At 58.8% G+C, this 16,929-nt stretch carries 21 protein-coding genes and 1 pseudogene; 12 read left to right on the forward strand and 10 right to left on the reverse strand.

Annotation, left to right across the window (positions count from 1 at the left end):
• Window positions 1–87 precede the first annotated feature (87 nt).
• Window positions 88–708 (forward strand): C40 family peptidase, encoded by a 621-nt coding sequence (locus H8F21_RS00275; RefSeq protein ID WP_203479077.1) that lies wholly within the window; start codon window positions 88–90, stop codon window positions 706–708.
• Here H8F21_RS00275 and H8F21_RS00280 read toward each other — a convergent pair.
• A complete protein-coding gene (locus tag H8F21_RS00280; protein WP_203479076.1) occupies window positions 705–1,733 on the reverse strand; it encodes a type IV pilus twitching motility protein PilT in 1,029 nt (342 codons plus the stop codon). The two genes, H8F21_RS00275 and H8F21_RS00280, sit on opposite strands and share 4 nt — an antisense overlap.
• A 66-nt stretch (window positions 1,734–1,799) precedes the next feature.
• Here H8F21_RS00280 and H8F21_RS00285 point away from each other — a divergent pair, with 66 nt between their 5' ends.
• From H8F21_RS00285 to H8F21_RS00325, 9 genes are all read left to right on the forward strand, one after another.
• The gene (locus H8F21_RS00285; RefSeq protein ID WP_203479075.1) at window positions 1,800–2,486 is read left to right on the forward strand and encodes a YggS family pyridoxal phosphate-dependent enzyme; all 687 of its coding nucleotides are present in this window, start codon (window positions 1,800–1,802) and stop codon (window positions 2,484–2,486) included.
• A gap of 37 nt (window positions 2,487–2,523) precedes the next feature.
• Window positions 2,524–3,342 (forward strand): pyrroline-5-carboxylate reductase, encoded by an 819-nt coding sequence (proC, locus tag H8F21_RS00290; RefSeq protein ID WP_203479074.1) that lies wholly within the window; start codon window positions 2,524–2,526, stop codon window positions 3,340–3,342.
• Between the two features lie 10 nt (window positions 3,343–3,352).
• On the forward strand, window positions 3,353–3,943 hold the full coding sequence (locus H8F21_RS00295) for a YggT family protein (RefSeq protein ID WP_203583906.1): 591 nt from the start codon (window positions 3,353–3,355) through the stop codon (window positions 3,941–3,943).
• A gap of 129 nt (window positions 3,944–4,072) precedes the next feature.
• On the forward strand, window positions 4,073–5,212 hold the full coding sequence (gene metX / locus H8F21_RS00300; RefSeq protein ID WP_203479072.1) for a homoserine O-succinyltransferase MetX: 1,140 nt from the start codon (window positions 4,073–4,075) through the stop codon (window positions 5,210–5,212).
• A 7-nt stretch (window positions 5,213–5,219) separates the two neighbouring features.
• Complete coding sequence (metW, locus tag H8F21_RS00305) at window positions 5,220–5,840, forward strand: methionine biosynthesis protein MetW (protein ID WP_136478598.1); 621 nt, start codon at window positions 5,220–5,222, stop codon at window positions 5,838–5,840.
• A 24-nt stretch (window positions 5,841–5,864) separates the two neighbouring features.
• Window positions 5,865–6,299, forward strand: coding sequence for a DUF4426 domain-containing protein (locus H8F21_RS00310; protein ID WP_203479071.1), 435 nt, complete (start codon window positions 5,865–5,867; stop codon window positions 6,297–6,299).
• Entirely contained in the window at window positions 6,296–6,892 is a 597-nt protein-coding gene (gene rdgB, locus H8F21_RS00315; protein ID WP_203479070.1) for an RdgB/HAM1 family non-canonical purine NTP pyrophosphatase, read from the forward strand. Before H8F21_RS00310 ends, rdgB begins: the two co-directional genes overlap by 4 nt.
• Window positions 6,889–8,103: a radical SAM family heme chaperone HemW gene (gene hemW, locus H8F21_RS00320; protein WP_236042830.1), complete on the forward strand. Its 1,215-nt coding sequence runs from the start codon at window positions 6,889–6,891 to the stop codon at window positions 8,101–8,103. Before rdgB ends, hemW begins: the two co-directional genes overlap by 4 nt.
• A 9-nt stretch (window positions 8,104–8,112) precedes the next feature.
• On the forward strand, window positions 8,113–8,436 hold the full coding sequence (locus H8F21_RS00325; RefSeq protein WP_136478602.1) for a DUF3392 family protein: 324 nt from the start codon (window positions 8,113–8,115) through the stop codon (window positions 8,434–8,436).
• 46 nt (window positions 8,437–8,482) lie between these two features.
• On the opposite strand, the gene trmB is transcribed toward H8F21_RS00325, so the two are convergent.
• The 4 genes from trmB to H8F21_RS00345 form a co-directional block, all read right to left on the reverse strand.
• Window positions 8,483–9,205 carry a tRNA (guanosine(46)-N7)-methyltransferase TrmB gene (gene trmB / locus H8F21_RS00330; RefSeq protein ID WP_203541883.1) on the reverse strand — a complete coding sequence of 241 codons (723 nt, stop codon included), beginning with the start codon at window positions 9,203–9,205 and terminating at the stop codon, window positions 8,483–8,485.
• A 9-nt stretch (window positions 9,206–9,214) separates the two neighbouring features.
• A complete protein-coding gene (locus H8F21_RS00335; protein ID WP_136478604.1) occupies window positions 9,215–10,009 on the reverse strand; it encodes a thiazole synthase in 795 nt (264 codons plus the stop codon).
• 48 nt (window positions 10,010–10,057) lie between these two features.
• On the reverse strand, window positions 10,058–10,258 hold the full coding sequence (gene thiS / locus H8F21_RS00340; protein WP_107024977.1) for a sulfur carrier protein ThiS: 201 nt from the start codon (window positions 10,256–10,258) through the stop codon (window positions 10,058–10,060).
• 101 nt (window positions 10,259–10,359) lie between these two features.
• On the reverse strand, window positions 10,360–10,731 hold the full coding sequence (locus H8F21_RS00345; RefSeq protein WP_136478606.1) for a DUF423 domain-containing protein: 372 nt from the start codon (window positions 10,729–10,731) through the stop codon (window positions 10,360–10,362).
• A gap of 33 nt (window positions 10,732–10,764) precedes the next feature.
• Between H8F21_RS00345 and mtgA the strand changes: the two are divergent.
• Window positions 10,765–11,522, forward strand: a pseudogene (gene mtgA, locus H8F21_RS00350) (monofunctional biosynthetic peptidoglycan transglycosylase).
• Between the two features lie 63 nt (window positions 11,523–11,585).
• On the opposite strand, the gene H8F21_RS00355 reads toward mtgA, so the two are convergent.
• Window positions 11,586–12,095 carry a DUF1993 domain-containing protein gene (locus H8F21_RS00355; protein ID WP_136478608.1) on the reverse strand — a complete coding sequence of 170 codons (510 nt, stop codon included), beginning with the start codon at window positions 12,093–12,095 and terminating at the stop codon, window positions 11,586–11,588.
• A gap of 190 nt (window positions 12,096–12,285) precedes the next feature.
• Between H8F21_RS00355 and H8F21_RS00360 the strand changes: the two genes are divergently transcribed.
• Entirely contained in the window at window positions 12,286–12,519 is a 234-nt protein-coding gene (locus tag H8F21_RS00360; RefSeq protein WP_203479067.1) for a DUF7683 domain-containing protein, read from the forward strand.
• Window positions 12,520–12,700: 181 nt separating this feature from the next.
• On the opposite strand, the gene rpoH is transcribed toward H8F21_RS00360, so the two are convergent.
• From rpoH to ftsY, 4 genes are all read right to left on the reverse strand, one after another.
• On the reverse strand, window positions 12,701–13,555 hold the full coding sequence (rpoH, locus tag H8F21_RS00365; protein ID WP_136478610.1) for an RNA polymerase sigma factor RpoH: 855 nt from the start codon (window positions 13,553–13,555) through the stop codon (window positions 12,701–12,703).
• Window positions 13,556–13,669: 114 nt separating this feature from the next.
• Entirely contained in the window at window positions 13,670–14,698 is a 1,029-nt protein-coding gene (gene ftsX, locus H8F21_RS00370) for a permease-like cell division protein FtsX (RefSeq protein ID WP_203479066.1), read from the reverse strand.
• Window positions 14,695–15,366 carry a cell division ATP-binding protein FtsE gene (gene ftsE, locus H8F21_RS00375; protein WP_065757980.1) on the reverse strand — a complete coding sequence of 224 codons (672 nt, stop codon included), beginning with the start codon at window positions 15,364–15,366 and terminating at the stop codon, window positions 14,695–14,697. Before ftsE ends, ftsX begins: the two co-directional genes overlap by 4 nt.
• The gene (ftsY, locus tag H8F21_RS00380; protein ID WP_203583908.1) at window positions 15,363–16,826 is read right to left on the reverse strand and encodes a signal recognition particle-docking protein FtsY; all 1,464 of its coding nucleotides are present in this window, start codon (window positions 16,824–16,826) and stop codon (window positions 15,363–15,365) included. Before ftsY ends, ftsE begins: the two co-directional genes overlap by 4 nt.
• Window positions 16,827–16,929: the final 103 nt, after the last annotated feature.

Here is a 16,929-nt window from a genome sequence, read left to right on the forward strand (position 1 = left end):
TATGGCACTGCGCCAATCGACCAACGGATCAGAAAATGATCAAAAAGCTGTTATAAAGTTGCGCGCTAACCACCAAGAGCCCTGCCCATGCGTCCTTTTTTCAAGACATGGCTGACCCTTTGCCTATTATTGCCACTGGCAGCCCACGCCACCAACCGTGAGCAACGTCTACCCAACGGCTTTTCCGGGTACTCCTCAAATTCCGCCGCCGTGCGTTCCACCAAGCACGTCAGCAGCAAGGTGCAGCACAGCACCCGCTCCAGCAAGCCAAGCCTGCCGGTTGCATCAATGTCGCCGCAACAGAGCAGCGATGTGCTCAGCCGCGCCGTCAATGTACTGGGCACCCCTTATCGTTGGGGCGGCAGCAGCCCAAGTAAAGGTTTCGATTGCAGCGGCCTGGTCAAGTACGCCTTTCACGAAATCGATGAAGTCGACCTGCCCCGCACCTCCAATGCCATGGCTCAGGGCCACGGCGTTAAAGTCGATCGCAAAGACCTCAAGCCAGGCGATCTGATTTTCTTCAACATCAAGAGTCGGCGGGTCAATCATGTTGCCATTTACCTGGGCAATGACCGCTTCATCCACGCCCCACGCACAGGTAAGCGGGTGAGCATCGACACGCTGAACAAGCCTTACTGGCGCAGCCGCTACGTGGTTGCCAAACGCGTTCTGCCGAAAAGCCAGGAATTGGCCCTGGCCAAGCGCTAAAAACCTTGATGCGCCCCTGCGCGGGCGCTCTCAGCACTGATCAATCCGCGCGCAAGCAGACCTTCAAGGCAACTGTCTAGCGTCTGCATACCCAACGCCCCGCCCATTTGCATGGTTGAATACAACTGCGCCACCTTCCCCTCACGCACCAGGTTGCGCACTGCGGGGGTGGCCAGCAACACCTCATGCGCGACCACTCGCCCGCCCCCTACCTTTTCGACCAGCACCTGTGACACCACAGCCTGTAGTGCTTGCGCCAACATCACCCGCACCAATTGCTTTTCATCCGCTGCAAAGACGTCTACCAGTCGATCAATGGTTCTCGCAGCAGAGCTTGCATGCACTGTTGCCAGCACCAGATGGCCTGTTTCCGCGGCGCTCAAGGCCAGGCGTATGGTCCGCGCATCGCGTAGTTCACCAAGCATTATCACATCCGGATCCTGACGCAGGGCGGCACGAAAGGCTTGATCAAAGCCATGGCTATGCCTGCCGATTTCGCGCTGACTGATCAGGCTGCGCCGAGGGCTGTGAATAAATTCGATAGGGTCTTCCAGGGTGATGATGTGCAACTGCCGCTGGCGGTTGAGGTGATCAAGCAAAGCGGCCAATGTAGTCGACTTGCCCGACCCAGTAGGACCGGTGATCAGCACCAGTCCTGCAGGCAGCTCGGCGATTTGCTGAAAGACCCTGCCCAGTCCCAGGTCGGCGAGACTGCTCACGGCATTCGGAATCACCCTCAGTACTGCTGCGGGCCCTCTGCTCTGCGTGAACGCATTGACGCGAAAACGCGCCAGGTCGGGTAAAGCGACAGAAAAATCGATATCCAGAAGCGTTTCGAAATCCTTTTTCTGCGCTTTGGTCATCAACTGCGCCAGCATCCCGAGCATTTGTTCAGTGCTCAATACGGGCAGTTGCAGTCGGCGCACTCGCCCATCAACACGAAGCGCCGGTACCTCTGCTGCCGCCAGGTGAATATCCGAGGCTCCAGCCCTTGTCGCCACGGCCAACAGTTCAGTCACATCCATGAGACTCCCCAAAGACTGCCAAGCAGGTAGAATGCCGCAGACCCAAAGAGCCGCTGGCATCTATCAATGTCCACCATAGCAGACAACCTTTCCACGCTCGCCGCACGCATCAGCGCTGCTGCCGAGGCCGCTGGACGCGCACCTTCCGACATCCGCCTGCTGGCGGTGAGCAAGACCAAACCCGCTGCCGCCGTGCGTGAAGCCTTTGCCGCCGGGGTTCGCGATGTCGGTGAGAACTACTTGCAGGAAGCCCTCAACAAGCAAGGCGAATTGACCGACTTGCCCTTGACCTGGCACTTCATCGGCCCCATTCAGTCGAACAAGACTCGCGCAATCGCCGAGCATTTTGACTGGGTACATTCCGTGGACCGCTTGAAAATTGCTCAACGCCTGTCAGAGCAACGCCCCGACGGCCTTGCTCCGCTGAACATTTGCCTGCAAGTGAATGTGAGTGGCGAAGCGAGCAAATCAGGGTGTTCGCCAGAAGAACTGCCTGCACTGGCCACCGCCATTGCCGCGTTGCCGCGCCTGCGACTGCGCGGGCTGATGGCGATTCCCGAGCCCACCGACGACCGCGCAGCTCAGGAAGCAGCTTTTGCACGGGTTCGCGAACTACAAGACAGACTCGGGCTGAATCTGGACACGCTCTCCATGGGCATGAGCCACGACCTGGAAGCGGCTATCGCTCAGGGCGCGACGTGGGTACGTATTGGCACCGCATTATTCGGCGCCCGCGATTACAGCCAGCCCTGACCTATGCCTTTTCAACTTATTTCCTAAAGGACCTGACATGAGCAAGACTCGTATTGCCTTTATCGGCGCCGGCAACATGGCCGCCAGCCTGATCGGCGGCCTGCGCGCCCAGGGCCTGGACGCCTCGCAGATCCGCGCCAGTGACCCGGGCGCCGAGCAGCGCGCCAAAGTTCACGCCGAGCACGGCATCGAAATGTTCGCCGATAACGCCCAGGCCATTGAAGGGGCCGACGTGGTGGTGCTGGCCGTCAAGCCGCAGGCCATGAAAGCCGTCTGTGAAGCGCTCAAGCCCAACCTCAAGCCCGAACAACTGGTCGTGTCCATTGCCGCTGGAATCACCTGCGCCAGCATGAACAACTGGCTCGGTGCACAGCCAATCGTACGTTGCATGCCCAACACGCCGGCGCTGTTGCGCCAAGGTGTCAGCGGCCTGTACGCCACCCACGAAGTGACGGCGGCGCAACGTCAGCAAGCCGAACAACTGTTGTCGGCGGTGGGTATTGCCCTGTGGCTGGACACCGAGCAACAACTTGACGCTGTCACTGCCGTTTCCGGTAGTGGTCCTGCGTATTTCTTCCTACTGATCGAGGCCATGACTGCTGCCGGCGAAAAACTCGGACTGCCTCGCGAAACCGCAGCCAAGCTGACCCTGCAAACTGCCCTGGGCGCCGCACACATGGCCGTCAGCAGCGATGTAGACGCCGCCGAACTGCGTCGTCGGGTAACTTCCCCTGCCGGCACAACTGAAGCGGCAATCAAGTCGTTCCAGGCCGATGGATTCGAAGCGCTGGTTGAAAAAGCGCTGGGCGCTGCGGCGCATCGCTCGGCCGAAATGGCCGAACAACTGGGCAACTAAGGAGCCGAATATGATCGGATTGAACAACGCTGCCATTTACGTCGTACAAACCCTGGGTAGTCTCTACCTGCTGATCATCATGCTGCGCTTCATTCTGCAGCTGGTTCGGGCCGACTTCTACAACCCACTGAGCCAATTTGCGGTGCGCGCCACCCAGCCGTTGCTAAAGCCAATGCGCCGGATCATCCCGAGCCTGTTCGGCCTGGATATGTCGTCGCTGTTGCTGGCAATCATTGTGCAAATGCTGGTCATGGGCCTGACCCTGTTGCTGGCCTACAGCACCACCGGTAATCCGCTGCAACTGCTGATCTGGTCGATCATTGGCATCACCGCCCTGTTCTTGAAGATTTTCTTCTTCGCCCTGATCATCAGCGTAATTCTTTCCTGGGTCGCCCCCGGTAGCCACAACCCAGGTGCCGAGCTGATCAATCAGATCTGCGATCCGTTCCTGGCTCCGTTTCGCCGCCTGCTGCCGAACCTGGGTGGCCTGGACATCTCGCCAATCCTGGCGTTCATGGCGCTCAAGTTGATCGACATGCTGGTCATCAACAACCTCGCCGCCATGACCGGCATGCCGGAAATTCTGCGCCTGCTGGTTTGATTCAACGCTACCGCGGGGCAAGCCCTGTCCCACTGGCTGGGAACGGCCTTGCCCCGCGATGCTTTCCTTTCTTGCCGCACACATCAGTGGTCTTTAGACTTACGCCTCATTTAAGCGTGAGCAGGGTCGATGTCCACTGTCTTTCCCGAAGATTCGGTCGGTCTGGTAACACCGCAACTGGCGCAGTTCAACGAGCCTTTGGCCCTGGCCTGCGGCCGCTCGCTGAACTCCTATGAACTGATCTACGAAACCTACGGCACGCTCAATAGCTCGGCCAGCAACGCCGTGCTGATCTGCCATGCGTTGTCCGGTCACCACCACGCGGCGGGCTACCATAGCCCCGACGATCGCAAGCCGGGCTGGTGGGACAGTTGCATCGGCCCCGGCAAGCCGATCGACACCAACCGCTTCTTCGTCGTCAGCCTGAACAACCTGGGCGGCTGCAACGGCAGCACCGGCCCAAGCAGCACCAACCCGGCCACCGGCAAGCCTTATGGCGCCGATTTCCCAGTGCTGACGGTAGAAGACTGGGTTCACAGTCAGGCTCGACTGGCCGACCGCCTGGGCATCACCCAGTGGGCAGCCGTGATCGGCGGCAGCCTGGGCGGCATGCAGGCCCTGCAGTGGACCATCACTTACCCTGATCGCGTACGTCATTGCCTGGACATCGCTTCGGCACCGAAGCTTTCGGCACAGAACATCGCCTTCAACGAGGTCGCCCGCCAGGCCATTCTTACCGACCCCGAGTTCCACGGTGGCTCGTTCCAGGACCACGGCGTGATCCCCAAGCGCGGCTTGATGCTCGCACGCATGGTCGGGCACATCACTTACCTGTCCGATGACTCCATGGGTGAAAAATTCGGACGCGAGCTCAAAAGCGACAAGCTCAACTACGACTTCCACAGTGTCGAGTTCCAGGTCGAAAGCTACCTGCGTTATCAGGGTGAAGAATTCTCTGGCCGCTTCGATGCCAACACTTACTTGCTGATGACCAAGGCACTGGACTACTTCGATCCAGCCGCTGCCCATGGCGGCGACCTGGTGGCAGCCCTGGCCAACGTCACTGCGCAGTACTGTGTGATGTCCTTCACTACCGATTGGCGCTTTTCGCCTGCTCGTTCGCGAGAGATCGTCGACGCGCTGATCGCTGCACGCAAGAACGTCTGCTACCTGGATATCGACTCGCCCTATGGCCACGATGCCTTCCTGATCCCGACCCCGCGCTACATCACGGGATTCACGAACTACATGAACCGCATCGTCTGCTGAGGACCCTATGAGAGCCGACCTGGAAATCATCCAAGACTGGATCCCCGCCGGCAGCCGGGTACTCGACCTCGGTTGCGGCACTGGTGAACTGCTGGCTTCACTGCGTGACAACAAGCAGGTCAGCGGTTATGGCCTGGAAATCGACCCGGACAACATCGCTCAGTGCGTCGCCAAAGGCGTAAACGTCATCGAGCAGGACCTCGACAAAGGGCTGGGCAATTTTGCCAGCAACAGTTTCGACGTCGTGGTCATGACCCAGGCCCTGCAGGCCGTGGAGTACCCCGATCGGATCCTCGATGAAATGCTGCGCGTAGGCCGCCAGTGCATCATTACCTTCCCCAATTTCGGCCACTGGCGCTGCCGCTGGTACCTGGCGACCAAAGGTCGCATGCCGGTCTCGGACTTCATGCCGTATACCTGGTACAACACGCCGAACATTCACTTCTGCACCTTTGAAGATTTCGAGGCGCTGTGCAGCGAACGTCGCGCACAAGTTCTCGACCGGCTGGCCGTTGACCATTTGCACCGCCACGGGTGGGCAAGCAAGCTATGGCCTAATCTTTTAGGGGAGATCGGCATTTACCGTGTCAGCAGCCCCGGCCTTACCCAACACAAGGTCGCGGTTTAACCCGCACACTGGAGGAGAACGATCATGGGTCGCTTGTTGAGCTTTATTCTGACTGCCTGCTTGAGCGTCACCGCAGTTGCTGCCGACGCCATCAAGGGCGAACGCCAGGAAGTCTTTGGAGATACCACGGTGCACTACAGCACCTTCATCTCGACCTTCCTGCAGCCGGACATCGCCAAGGCCGCTGAACTGGTTCGCAGCAAAAACCAGGGCGTGATCAACGTCTCGGTGATCAAGGCCGGCAAACCGGTTGTTACCCAGGTTAGCGGCAGCGTCAAGGATCTCACCAGCAATTCGATCCCGCTGAAGTTCAAACAGATCAACGAACAAGGCGCGATCTATTACATCGCCCAGTACCCTGTGAACCAACAGGAAACCCGTACTTTCACCATCAACGTTGATACTGGCGGCAAAACCGAAACCATCAGTTTTAACCAAGAGCTTTTCCCAGGCGAATGATGAATTTTCAGCAAATCGTATTGGCCAGCCATAACGCCGGCAAACTCAAGGAACTGCAGGCCATGCTCGGTGATACCGTGCAACTGCGTTCAATCGGCGAGTTCAGCAACATCGAGCCGGAAGAGACCGGGCTGTCGTTTGTCGAGAATGCCATCCTCAAGGCGCGCAATGCCGCGCGCATTTCGGGCATGCCGGCGCTGGCCGACGATTCCGGCCTGGCCGTCGACTTCCTTGGCGGCGCCCCTGGTATCTACTCGGCACGCTATGCCGACGGCAAGGGTGACGCAGCCAACAACGCCAAGCTCCTCGACGTTCTCAAGGATGTACCGCAAGAGCAACGCGGCGCCCAATTCGTCTGTGTCCTGGCGTTGGTACGCCACGCCGACGATCCGTTGCCGATCCTCTGCGAAGGACTCTGGCACGGCCGCATCCTCACACAAGCCAGCGGCGAGTACGGTTTTGGCTATGACCCGCTGTTCTGGGTACCGGAGCGCGACTGCTCCAGCGCCGAACTGAGTCCCGCCGACAAGAACCAGATCAGCCACCGTGCCCGTGCCATGCGCCTGTTGCGTCAACGTCTGGGCCTGGCATGATCGATCATTCGCCGGCACAGCCACTGCATCTGGGCGAGGCTGGCTTTACGTCCCAAACACCACGGGCGGCACTGACACAACTGCCTCCCCTGGCGCTGTACATTCACATTCCCTGGTGCGTGCGCAAATGCCCGTACTGCGATTTCAACTCCCACGCCGCTACCCCCGAGCTGCCGGAAGAGGCTTATGTCAATGCCTTGCTGGCCGACCTGGACCAGGAGCTGGGCGCAGTCTATGGACGGCCGATCAGTTCGATCTTCTTCGGCGGCGGCACCCCGAGCCTGTTCAGTGCTCGTGCGCTGGGCCGTTTGCTGGCGGGGGTAGAGCAACGCATCCCCTTTGCCAGTGATATTGAGATCACCCTGGAGGCCAACCCCGGTACCTTCGAGCAGGAAAAGTTCAAAGCCTACCGGCAACTGGGCATCAATCGCCTGTCGATTGGCATCCAGAGCTTTCAACAGGCCAAGCTTGAAGCCCTGGGCCGCATCCACAACGGTGACGAAGCCATCCGCGCTGCCGATATGGCGCGCAATGCCGGCTTCGACAATTTCAACCTGGACTTGATGCACGGCCTGCCTGATCAGTCGCTGGACGACGCCTTGGCTGACCTGCGCCAGGCTATCGCGCTGCAACCTACGCACCTGTCCTGGTACCAATTGACCCTGGAACCGAACACCGTGTTCTGGAACCAGCCGCCAATGCTGCCCGAGGACGATATTCTCTGGGACATCCAGGAAGCCGGCCAAGCCCTACTGGCCAGCCACGGCTACAGCCAGTACGAAGTGTCGGCCTATGCCCAGGCCGGTCGCGCCGCGCGCCACAACCTCAATTACTGGAGCTTTGGCGACTTCATCGGCATCGGTGCCGGCGCCCACGGCAAGCTCAGCCACCCTGACGGGCGCATCCTGCGCACCTGGAAAACCCGCCTGCCCAAGGACTATCTGAACCCGGCAAAAGCCTTCAAGGCTGGTGAGAAGTTGCTGCCGATAGACGAGTTGCCCTTCGAGTTCCTGATGAATGCCCTGCGCCTGACCCAGGGAGTCGACGCCGAACTGTTCAGCCAACGCACTGGACTGGCTCTGGAACAACTTACTGCTGCACGGCGCGAAGCCGAACAAAAAGGCCTTTTGCAGGTCGAAACGACGCGACTGGTCGCCACGCCTCGGGGCCAGTTGTTCCTCAATGACCTGCTGCAGTATTTCTTGACCTAAGGATTGCGAATGGACTTGGTACTCGACCTGCTCTCGACAGTTTCCCGCTGGAGTCGCAGCAATCTATCGGAAATCGCACTGGCGCTTGTAGGCTGTTTGCTGGTGCTGTTCGGCACGGACATCAAAGGCTGGGTGGAACAACGCCTGGGCGGCCTGGCAGGCGCATTGCGCGTGCCTTTCATGGCTTTGTTGGTGATGATCGGCAGTGGTGCCGCGCTAATCTACGCAACGCCGTGGGTAGTACGCGGACTGGCGCAGTTCAACAACTATGCATTGGCGCCCGTGTTGCTGGTTGTGCTGGTATTGATTGGTGTGGTTGCTGACCGACGCTGAATGCATCGCGGGGCAAGGCGACGCATCGCCTTGCCCCGCAACTGGCTTACGCCAGCTTTTCGAACTTCAGATCCCAGACCCCATGCCCAAGTCGCTCGCCACGGCGTTCGAACTTGGTGATCGGGCGCTCGGCCGGACGCTCTACGCATTTGCCGTCTGCGGCCAGGTTGCGGTAACCCGGCGCAACATTCATCACTTCCAGCATGTATTCAGCATAGGGTTCCCAGTCGGTAGCCATATGGAATACGCCGCCCACCTTGAGCTTGCTGCGCACCAGCTCGGCAAACTCGGGCTGAACGATACGACGCTTGTGGTGACGGCTCTTGTGCCACGGATCAGGGAAAAACAGCATCAGCCTATCGAGGCTGTTGTCAGCCACGCACTTGTTCAGCACCTCGATAGCATCGCAGTCATACACCCGCAGGTTCTTCAGACCCTGGGTCAGCACGCCATTGAGCAGCGCACCTACGCCTGGGCGGTGTACTTCGACACCGATGAAGTCTTGATCCGGTGCCGCAGCAGCCATTTCCAGCAGGGAATGGCCCATGCCGAAACCAATCTCCAGGGTACGCGGAGCCGAACGGCCAAATACCTGGTCGTAATCGACCGGGCTATCGGCCAACGGCAGGATGAACAGTGGACCACCCTGCTCCAGACCACGTTGCTGGCCTTCAGTCATACGCCCGGCGCGCATCACGAAACTTTTGATGCGCCGGTGTTGGCGCTCTTCGCCGTCAGTGGAGATCGGCGTTTCTTGCGATTCAGTCATCAGGTGCTCTTACTTGATCAGACCATCCAGCGGCGACGAGGCGCTGGCATAGAGTTTCTTCGGCATACGACCGGCCAGATAAGCCAGGCGACCGGCGACAATGGCGTGCTTCATGGCTTCGGCCATCATGATAGGTTGCTGGGCATTGGCAATGGCCGAGTTCATCAGCACCGCCTCGCACCCCATTTCCATGGCGATTGTAGCGTCCGAAGCAGTACCGACGCCGGCATCTACCAGCACCGGTACTTTTGATTCTTCAAGGATGATCTGCAGATTGTACGGGTTGCAGATGCCCAAGCCGGTACCAATCAGACCCGCCAATGGCATGACGGCGATACAACCTATTTCAGCCAACTGACGGGCGATGATTGGATCGTCGCTGGTGTAGACCATCACGTCGAAACCATCCTTGACCAGCACTTCGGCGGCCTTGATAGTTTCAATGACGTTGGGGAACAGGGTTTTCTGGTCGGCCAGTACTTCCAACTTGACCAGGTTGTGGCCGTCAAGCAGCTCACGGGCCAGGCGGCAGGTGCGCACCGCCTCGACTGCGTCATAGCAACCCGCTGTATTGGGCAAAATAGTGTAGCGATCCGGCGGCAGCACATCGAGCAGGTTCGGTTCGCCCGGGTTCTGGCCGATATTGGTCCGGCGCACGGCGACGGTGACGATTTCGGCACCCGAGGCTTCAATGGCCAGGCGGGTTTCTTCAAGGTCACGGTACTTGCCAGTGCCGACCAGCAGACGCGACTGAAAGGTACGGCCGGCCAGAGTGAAGGGCTTGTCGCTGCGAAGGTTGCTCATCGGAAATCCTCTGAATGGTTGAGGGACTTGCAAGGTAATCCTGGGCCTCTAGCCGCCGCCGATGGCATGCACGACTTCGACCTGGTCGCCTTCACGCAGCGCTGTGGCTGCGTGCTGGCTACGTGGCACGATGTCCAGGTTGAGCTCTACCGCGACACGGCGCCCGACAAGGTCCAGGCGGGTCAGCAGGGCCTCGACGCTTTCGCCATCGGGCAACTCGAAGGGTTCACCGTTCAATTGAATGCGCATGCGCACGGCCACCATTATTTTTAGGGGCCCGCATTCTAGCCCTGATCAGGTGCTGCGACCAAGGCCAAGCATCGCCATTCGTCTCGATTCGGACCGCCAAGTCAACCCAGGCGCCAGGCAGCCAGGCCCAGGCACAACCAGCCGCCGAGGAAGGCCATGCCGCCGATTGGAGTGATTATGCCCAGTTTGCCAATCCCGCTGAGGGTCAACAGATAAAGGCTGCCAGAGAAAAGCACGATGCCCAGGGTAAACAAGCCACCAGCCCAACCCACCAGGCGACCCGGCAACTGCGTAGCCAATACGGCAACCCCAAACAACGCCAGGGCATGGACCAATTGATACGTTACACCTGTCTGGAAGATCGCCAGGTACTCACTGCTCAAGCGTCCCTTCAACCCGTGAGCGGCAAATGCACCCAAGGCGACACCGGTGAAGCCGAAAAACGCGGCGAGCAAAAGAAAACTACGCAACATGGGGCGACTCCTAGTCATCACAGGGTCTGTATAATGGCCCGCTCATTCGGTTCGGCCAAGCCATCTCTATGTTGTCCTCCATAATCCGCCGTCTTACCCGCGCCCTGCTCTGGTTCGCCGCCGGCAGTGCTTTATTGGTGCTGGTGCTGCGCTGGATCCCTCCCCCAGGCACGGCGTTGATGGTCGAACGCAAGATCGAATCATGGTTCAACGGCCAACCGATTGACCTGCAGCGCGACTGGGAACCCTGGGAGCGCATTTCGGACGAACTCAAAGTGGCGGTCATTGCCGGCGAAGACCAGAAATTCGCCAACCATTGGGGCTTCGACTTCATCGCCATCCAGGCTGCACTGGCGCACAACGAGCGCGGTGGCAGCATCCGCGGCGCCAGCACCCTCAGCCAGCAAGTGGCGAAAAACCAGTTTCTCTGGTCAGGACGCAGTTGGCTACGCAAGGGCCTTGAGGCCTGGTTCACCGCCCTGATCGAACTGCTCTGGTCCAAGGAGCGGATTCTGGAGGTTTACCTCAACAGCGCCGAATGGGGCGAAGGTGTGTTCGGTGCCCAGGCTGCGGCCCAACATCACTTTGGCGTCGACGCCAGCCGCTTGAACCGCCAACAGGCCAGCCTACTGGCCGCCGTGCTACCCAGCCCGCTCAGATGGAGCGCTAGCCGCCCCAGCAGCTACGTGGCACGGCGTGCGGGCTGGATTCGCCAACAGATGCGCCAATTGGGTGGCAGCGACTACCTCGCGCAATTGGACAGCCCGCGCAAGGCGCCCTGGAACCAATAAAAAACCCGGTAAAGCGCACACTTTGCCGGGTTTTCGTTATTTGCCGATTACGGGGTAAATGCCTTAGAACGCGCCCATGTAATCACGCTTGCCCACTTCCACACCATTGTGACGCAGGATTGCGTAAGTGGTGGTGACATGGAAGAAGAACTGCGGCAGGCCGTAGGTCAGCAAATAAGCCTGGCCAGTGAAGCGCTTCTCTTTCGGCGTACCCGGACGGGTCACGATTTCAATACCTTCCTTGCCATCGATCTGCGCTGGCGCAACGCCGTCCAAGAAAGCCAGAACCTTACTGATCAGTGCTTGCAGCTCAGCAAAGGTGGTTTCGCTGTCATCGTATTTCGGCAACTCGACCTCAGCCAGGCGTGCCGATACACCCTTGGCGAAATCAACCGCGATCTGCACTTGGCGAACCAGTGGAAACATATCCGGATAAAGGCGAGCCTGCAGGAAGACGCTCGGATCAATGTTTTTAGCCGTAGCGTGAGCTTCGGCCTTGTTCAGAACCTCACTCAAGGCGTTGAGCATTTGCTTGAAAACAGGAACAGAAGCGGCATACAAGGAAATGGTCATAACAGTCTCGACATGGGTGGCGGAAAGAGTGGCGGGGCCAACGTGGCGCGATTATAGACCGGCGTTGTCGCGTGAATGGCCCGGCACCATAAAAAAGGGTTTTCACGGATTGCCGGTTCGGTATGACAATCTCTCCGCGCCTATATGAAGTGGCCCAAGGACTTTCGGGCAATGCACGCGAGGTGGAACCTTGAAATACATCATTGAAGCATTCGATAAAGAGACCGAACAACTAGCTTATGAAATCGCGCTGCCGGACGGATGCGATACACAGCTAGCGGCAATCATGGGGTGGATAGCGTCCCAGCGAGGGGATGAAGGATACAACCTGACCAGCGAACAGGTGGCGGCGATTGAAGTGCTCGCTAACAGAACCATTCACGAACACGACCATATCCTGCAGCTCACCTGCAACATCGATTAATTGTCTGACCGGGGGGGGGCGTACCGAACGGGAGGCGGCCGTAACTCTTGATGATGCCGTAACGGGATAAGCACTCATTTGCAGTGCACAACCCAGCCCTGCCCCATCTACCCACAAAAATCCGTGATGCCTAAAAAAAGCCCCGACACGTCGGGGCTTTTTGTTTGTGGCGTATCGCGACTTAGATTGCGATCAAGGCTTTAACCTTGTTCATCGCATTCTTTTCCAGCTGCCGAATACGCTCGGCAGACACGCTGTATTTCTCGGCCAGGTCGTGCAGCGTGGCTTTCTCTTCTGCCAGCCAGCGCTGATAGAGAATGTCACGGCTACGATCATCCAGGCCCTGCAGTGCTTCATGCAGATTGCTGGTGGAGTTGTCGCTCCAGTCGGCATCTTCCAACTGACGAGCCGGGTCGTAGCGATGGTCTTCCAGGTAATTGGCCGGCGACTGGAAAGCACTGTCGTCATCGGCTTCGGACGCTGGGTCAAAGGCCATGTCCTGACCAGTCAGGCGGCTCTCCATCTCGCGCACTTCACGTGGCTCGACGCCCAGGCTTTCAGCAACGCGATGAACTTCATCGTTGTTCAGCCAGGCCAGGCGTTTTTTCTGGCTGCGCAGGTTGAAGAACAGTTTGCGCTGGGCCTTGGTGGTAGCGACCTTGACGATACGCCAGTTACGCAGGATGAACTCGTGAATCTCGGCTTTGATCCAGTGCACGGCAAAGGACACCAGACGCACACCCATTTCAGGGTTGAAACGCTTGACCGCTTTCATCAGGCCAACGTTGCCTTCCTGAATCAGGTCAGCCTGGGCCAGCCCGTAGCCCGAATAGCTGCGAGCGATATGTACGACAAAGCGCAGGTGCGCGAGCACCATCTGCCGAGCTGCCTCTAGATTTTGCTCATAGTAGAGACTCTCGGCCAGTTCACGCTCCTGCTCAGGCGACAGCAATGGAATGCTGTTGACTGTGTGCACGTAGGCTTCCAGGTTTGCACCGGGAACCAGGGCATAGGCAGGTTGCAACGAAGTGGTCATACGAAAAAACCTCCGACTCACTGAACTCGTGCCCTCAGGCACTGCCAACATTGACCGGGAACCGCGAAACAAGTTCCCTTGAATATGAAAAGAGTCAATAGCAGCAAAAAGACACTATCGCGGTGCAAGCTCTCGCAAGTGGCGGGCGACCGCAATCCAAGCACCGATATACCCTAACAACACCGCTCCAAGCAAGAGCGACAGACCATCGGCAGACGGAACCCCTGCCAATGCGAAATTACTGCCATAAAGACCAGAAAGCCCGATAACCGCGTCATTCAGCCAATTCAGGCCGAATGCCAGTACGCCCCAAGCCAAAACTCCTGCGCCCAGGCCATATAACGCGCCCATGTACAGGAAAGGCCGGCGCACATAGCTGTCAGTGCCGCCTACCAGCTTGATGACTTCAATTTCGGTACGGCGGTTCTCGATGTGCAGGCGAATTGTGTTACCAATTACCAAAAGCAGCGCCGACACCAGCAGGACCGTCAGACCAAAAACAAAACGATCACCCAACTTCAAAATTGCCGCCAGGCGCTCGACCCAAACCAGATCCAACTGCGCCACATCCACCTTGGGAAGCTCTGCAAGGCGCTGGCGCAAGGCTTCCAGCGCTGGCTTGTCGACTTCCGCCGGTGTTACGACGACGACACCCGGAAGTGGGTTCTCCGGCAGTTCACGCAGGGCATCCCCCAGACCGGATTGCTGCTGGAATTCTTCCAGGGCTTTTTCACGACTAACGTATTCGGCCTCGGCAACGCCAGGCATTCCCTTGATCTGCTCACGCAGCGCTTCGCCATCACGGCTGCTGGCATCCAGTTTGAGGTACAGGGAAATCTGTGCCGCTCGCTGCCACGATCCTCCCAGACGCTCGACGTTGCTCAGGAGCAACGACAGCCCCATGGGTAAGCTCAGGGCCACAGCCATTACCAGGCAGGTGAAAAAGCTGCCAATTGGCTGCTTGCCCAGGCGACGTAAACTATCGAGCAGACTGGAGCGATGGCTTTCCAGCCAGGCGTGCAGAAGGGTGCGGAAGTCTGGACCATCGTCGTCATGGCTGCTGCGTTTGTTTTTTTCAGGCTGCGGATCAGCGGCCTTGGGCGCCACGCGCTCGGAAACCTTGGGACTGCGTGTCGCACTCATTGCCCGGCCTCCCCGTCGCCGATCAAGCGACCGCGTTGTAGTGTCAGCATGCGATGGCGCATACGCGCAATCAGCGCCAGGTCGTGACTGGCGATCAGCACGCTGGTGCCCAAGCGGTTGATATCTTCAAATACACCCATGATCTCTGCCGCCAGGCGCGGGTCGAGGTTACCGGTGGGCTCATCCGCCAGCAGCAAGGCCGGGCGATGGACAATGGCCCGAGCAATACCAACACGCTGCTGTTGCCCTGTGGACAAATCGCCAGGATACAGCTCGGCTTTGTCCGAAAGCGCGACGCGCTCAAGCGCCGAATCGACGCGCTTGGCCACTTCGACCTTGGACAGTCCGAGGATTTGTAGCGGCAAGGCAACGTTGTTGAACACGGTACGGTCGAACAGCAACTGGTGATTCTGGAACACTACGCCAATCTGCCGACGCAGAAAGGGAATCTGGGCATTGCTGATCTGCCCAAGGTCTTGTCCAGCCAGTAACAGTTTGCCGCTGGTAGGACGCTCCATAGCCAGCAACAGGCGCAGCAACGTACTTTTGCCCGCACCGGAATGACCGGTGACGAACAGGAACTCGCCGCGGCGCACTCGAAAACTCAACTCATGCAGGCCTACGTGACCATTGGGGTAGCGCTTGGCGACCTGTTCGAATCGAATCATGGGTGCTCCCGCTCGGCAAACAGTGCTTTCACGAAGGGTTCGGCTTCGAAGGTGCGCAGATCGTCAATACCTTCACCCACGCCAATATAGCGGATCGGTAGGCCAAACTGCTTGGCCAGGGCAAAGATCACCCCACCCTTGGCGGTGCCGTCGAGCTTGGTCAGGGCCAAGCCTGTAAGTTCGACGCTCTGGTTGAAGTGCTTGGCCTGGTTGATGGCGTTTTGCCCGGTGCCTGCATCGAGCACCAGCAAGACTTCGTGAGGCGCGTCGGCATCGAGCTTGCCAATAACCCGACGGACCTTCTTCAACTCTTCCATCAGGTTGTCTTTGGTATGCAGTCGACCGGCGGTGTCGGCGATCAATACATCAACACCACGCGCCTTCGCAGCCTGGACCGCATCGAAGATCACAGAAGCGGAATCGGCGCCGGTGTGCTGGGCAATGACCGGAATATTGTTACGTTCACCCCACACCTGCAATTGCTCGACCGCTGCGGCACGGAAAGTGTCACCGGCAGCCAGCATGACTTTCTTGCCTTCAAGCTGAAGCTTTTTCGCCAGTTTGCCAATGGTGGTGGTTTTACCGGCACCGTTGACACCCACGACCAAAATTACGAAAGGCTTGGTTTGGGACTGGATACGCAGCGGCTGCTCGACAGGCTTGAGCATGTCAGCCAGCTCGCCTTGCAGCGACTTGTACAGGGCGTCACTGTCGGCCAACTGCTTGCGAGCAACCTTCTGGGTCAGGCTCTGGACAATTGTCGAAGTGGCTTCAACACCCACATCTGCGGTCAGCAGGCGAGTTTCGATTTCGTCGAGCAGATCATCATCGATCGCTTTTTTGCCCAGGAACAGGCTGGCCATGCCCTCGCCAATGCTGGCGCTGGTCTTGGACAACCCTTGCTTGAGGCGAGCGAAGAAACCGCCCTTGTTTTCCTCGGTACTAACGGGGACTACGTCTTGGACAGGCGCAGGCTCTGCAACAGGCGCTACAGGCGCTACAGGCGCAGGCTCGGCCAGGACTACCGGTGGCGCAACAGGTTCTGGCGCTGTAACCACGAGCACGGGCTCAACCGCCAGCGGCTCGGGCTCGGGCTCGGGCTCAGCTTCCGGCTCGGGCTGGGCCGCTGCCACCTGAACCGGACGTTCAGGGATGGGTGGAGGCTCGTGCGGCTCCAGGTCGGCGACCAGTGCTACCGGCTCTTCAGGAACCGGCAGAACCAGCCCGACGGACGGTGCCTGCGGGGCTTCGACGGGCACAACATGAGCAGGATCAGGTGCCGCAGCCGGGGTCGAAGCAACTTCGACAGTCGGCGTTGCCACCTGCTCCGGCTCAATCGGTGCGGGGGGTTGTGGCTGTTCGGCAACAGGTTGCTGGGGCTTTTTGCGCAGCCAGCCGAACAGGCCTTTTTTTTCACCAGCCGCGGCCGGCGTCTTTTTGTCGTCGTTGGAACCAAACATGGAAGACGGCTATCTCAGGGTAGCGAAGCGCCACTGTGGCGCTTCGAGAATTCTTTTTACGCAGAACAGACTACTTTTATTCCGGCTCGTTCATGCGCAGCAT

Origin of the sequence: Pseudomonas arcuscaelestis, assembly GCF_016881005.1 — a bacterium.
Lineage (GTDB): Bacteria > Pseudomonadota > Gammaproteobacteria > Pseudomonadales > Pseudomonadaceae > Aquipseudomonas > Aquipseudomonas arcuscaelestis.

Coding starts and splice junctions, on each gene's coding strand:
- H8F21_RS00275 (WP_203479077.1), top strand. CDS start 88: ATGCGTCCTTTTTTCAAGACATGGCTGACCCTTTGCCTATTATTGCCA.
- H8F21_RS00280 (WP_203479076.1), bottom strand. CDS start 1,733: ATGGATGTGACTGAACTGTTGGCCGTGGCGACAAGGGCTGGAGCCTCG.
- H8F21_RS00285 (WP_203479075.1), top strand. CDS start 1,800: ATGTCCACCATAGCAGACAACCTTTCCACGCTCGCCGCACGCATCAGC.
- proC (WP_203479074.1), top strand. CDS start 2,524: ATGAGCAAGACTCGTATTGCCTTTATCGGCGCCGGCAACATGGCCGCC.
- H8F21_RS00295 (WP_203583906.1), top strand. CDS start 3,353: ATGATCGGATTGAACAACGCTGCCATTTACGTCGTACAAACCCTGGGT.
- metX (WP_203479072.1), top strand. CDS start 4,073: ATGTCCACTGTCTTTCCCGAAGATTCGGTCGGTCTGGTAACACCGCAA.
- metW (WP_136478598.1), top strand. CDS start 5,220: ATGAGAGCCGACCTGGAAATCATCCAAGACTGGATCCCCGCCGGCAGC.
- H8F21_RS00310 (WP_203479071.1), top strand. CDS start 5,865: ATGGGTCGCTTGTTGAGCTTTATTCTGACTGCCTGCTTGAGCGTCACC.
- rdgB (WP_203479070.1), top strand. CDS start 6,296: ATGATGAATTTTCAGCAAATCGTATTGGCCAGCCATAACGCCGGCAAA.
- hemW (WP_236042830.1), top strand. CDS start 6,889: ATGATCGATCATTCGCCGGCACAGCCACTGCATCTGGGCGAGGCTGGC.
- H8F21_RS00325 (WP_136478602.1), top strand. CDS start 8,113: ATGGACTTGGTACTCGACCTGCTCTCGACAGTTTCCCGCTGGAGTCGC.
- trmB (WP_203541883.1), bottom strand. CDS start 9,205: ATGACTGAATCGCAAGAAACGCCGATCTCCACTGACGGCGAAGAGCGC.
- H8F21_RS00335 (WP_136478604.1), bottom strand. CDS start 10,009: ATGAGCAACCTTCGCAGCGACAAGCCCTTCACTCTGGCCGGCCGTACC.
- thiS (WP_107024977.1), bottom strand. CDS start 10,258: ATGCGCATTCAATTGAACGGTGAACCCTTCGAGTTGCCCGATGGCGAA.
- H8F21_RS00345 (WP_136478606.1), bottom strand. CDS start 10,731: ATGTTGCGTAGTTTTCTTTTGCTCGCCGCGTTTTTCGGCTTCACCGGT.
- H8F21_RS00355 (WP_136478608.1), bottom strand. CDS start 12,095: ATGACCATTTCCTTGTATGCCGCTTCTGTTCCTGTTTTCAAGCAAATG.
- rpoH (WP_136478610.1), bottom strand. CDS start 13,555: ATGACCACTTCGTTGCAACCTGCCTATGCCCTGGTTCCCGGTGCAAAC.
- ftsX (WP_203479066.1), bottom strand. CDS start 14,698: ATGAGTGCGACACGCAGTCCCAAGGTTTCCGAGCGCGTGGCGCCCAAG.
- ftsE (WP_065757980.1), bottom strand. CDS start 15,366: ATGATTCGATTCGAACAGGTCGCCAAGCGCTACCCCAATGGTCACGTA.
- ftsY (WP_203583908.1), bottom strand. CDS start 16,826: ATGTTTGGTTCCAACGACGACAAAAAGACGCCGGCCGCGGCTGGTGAA.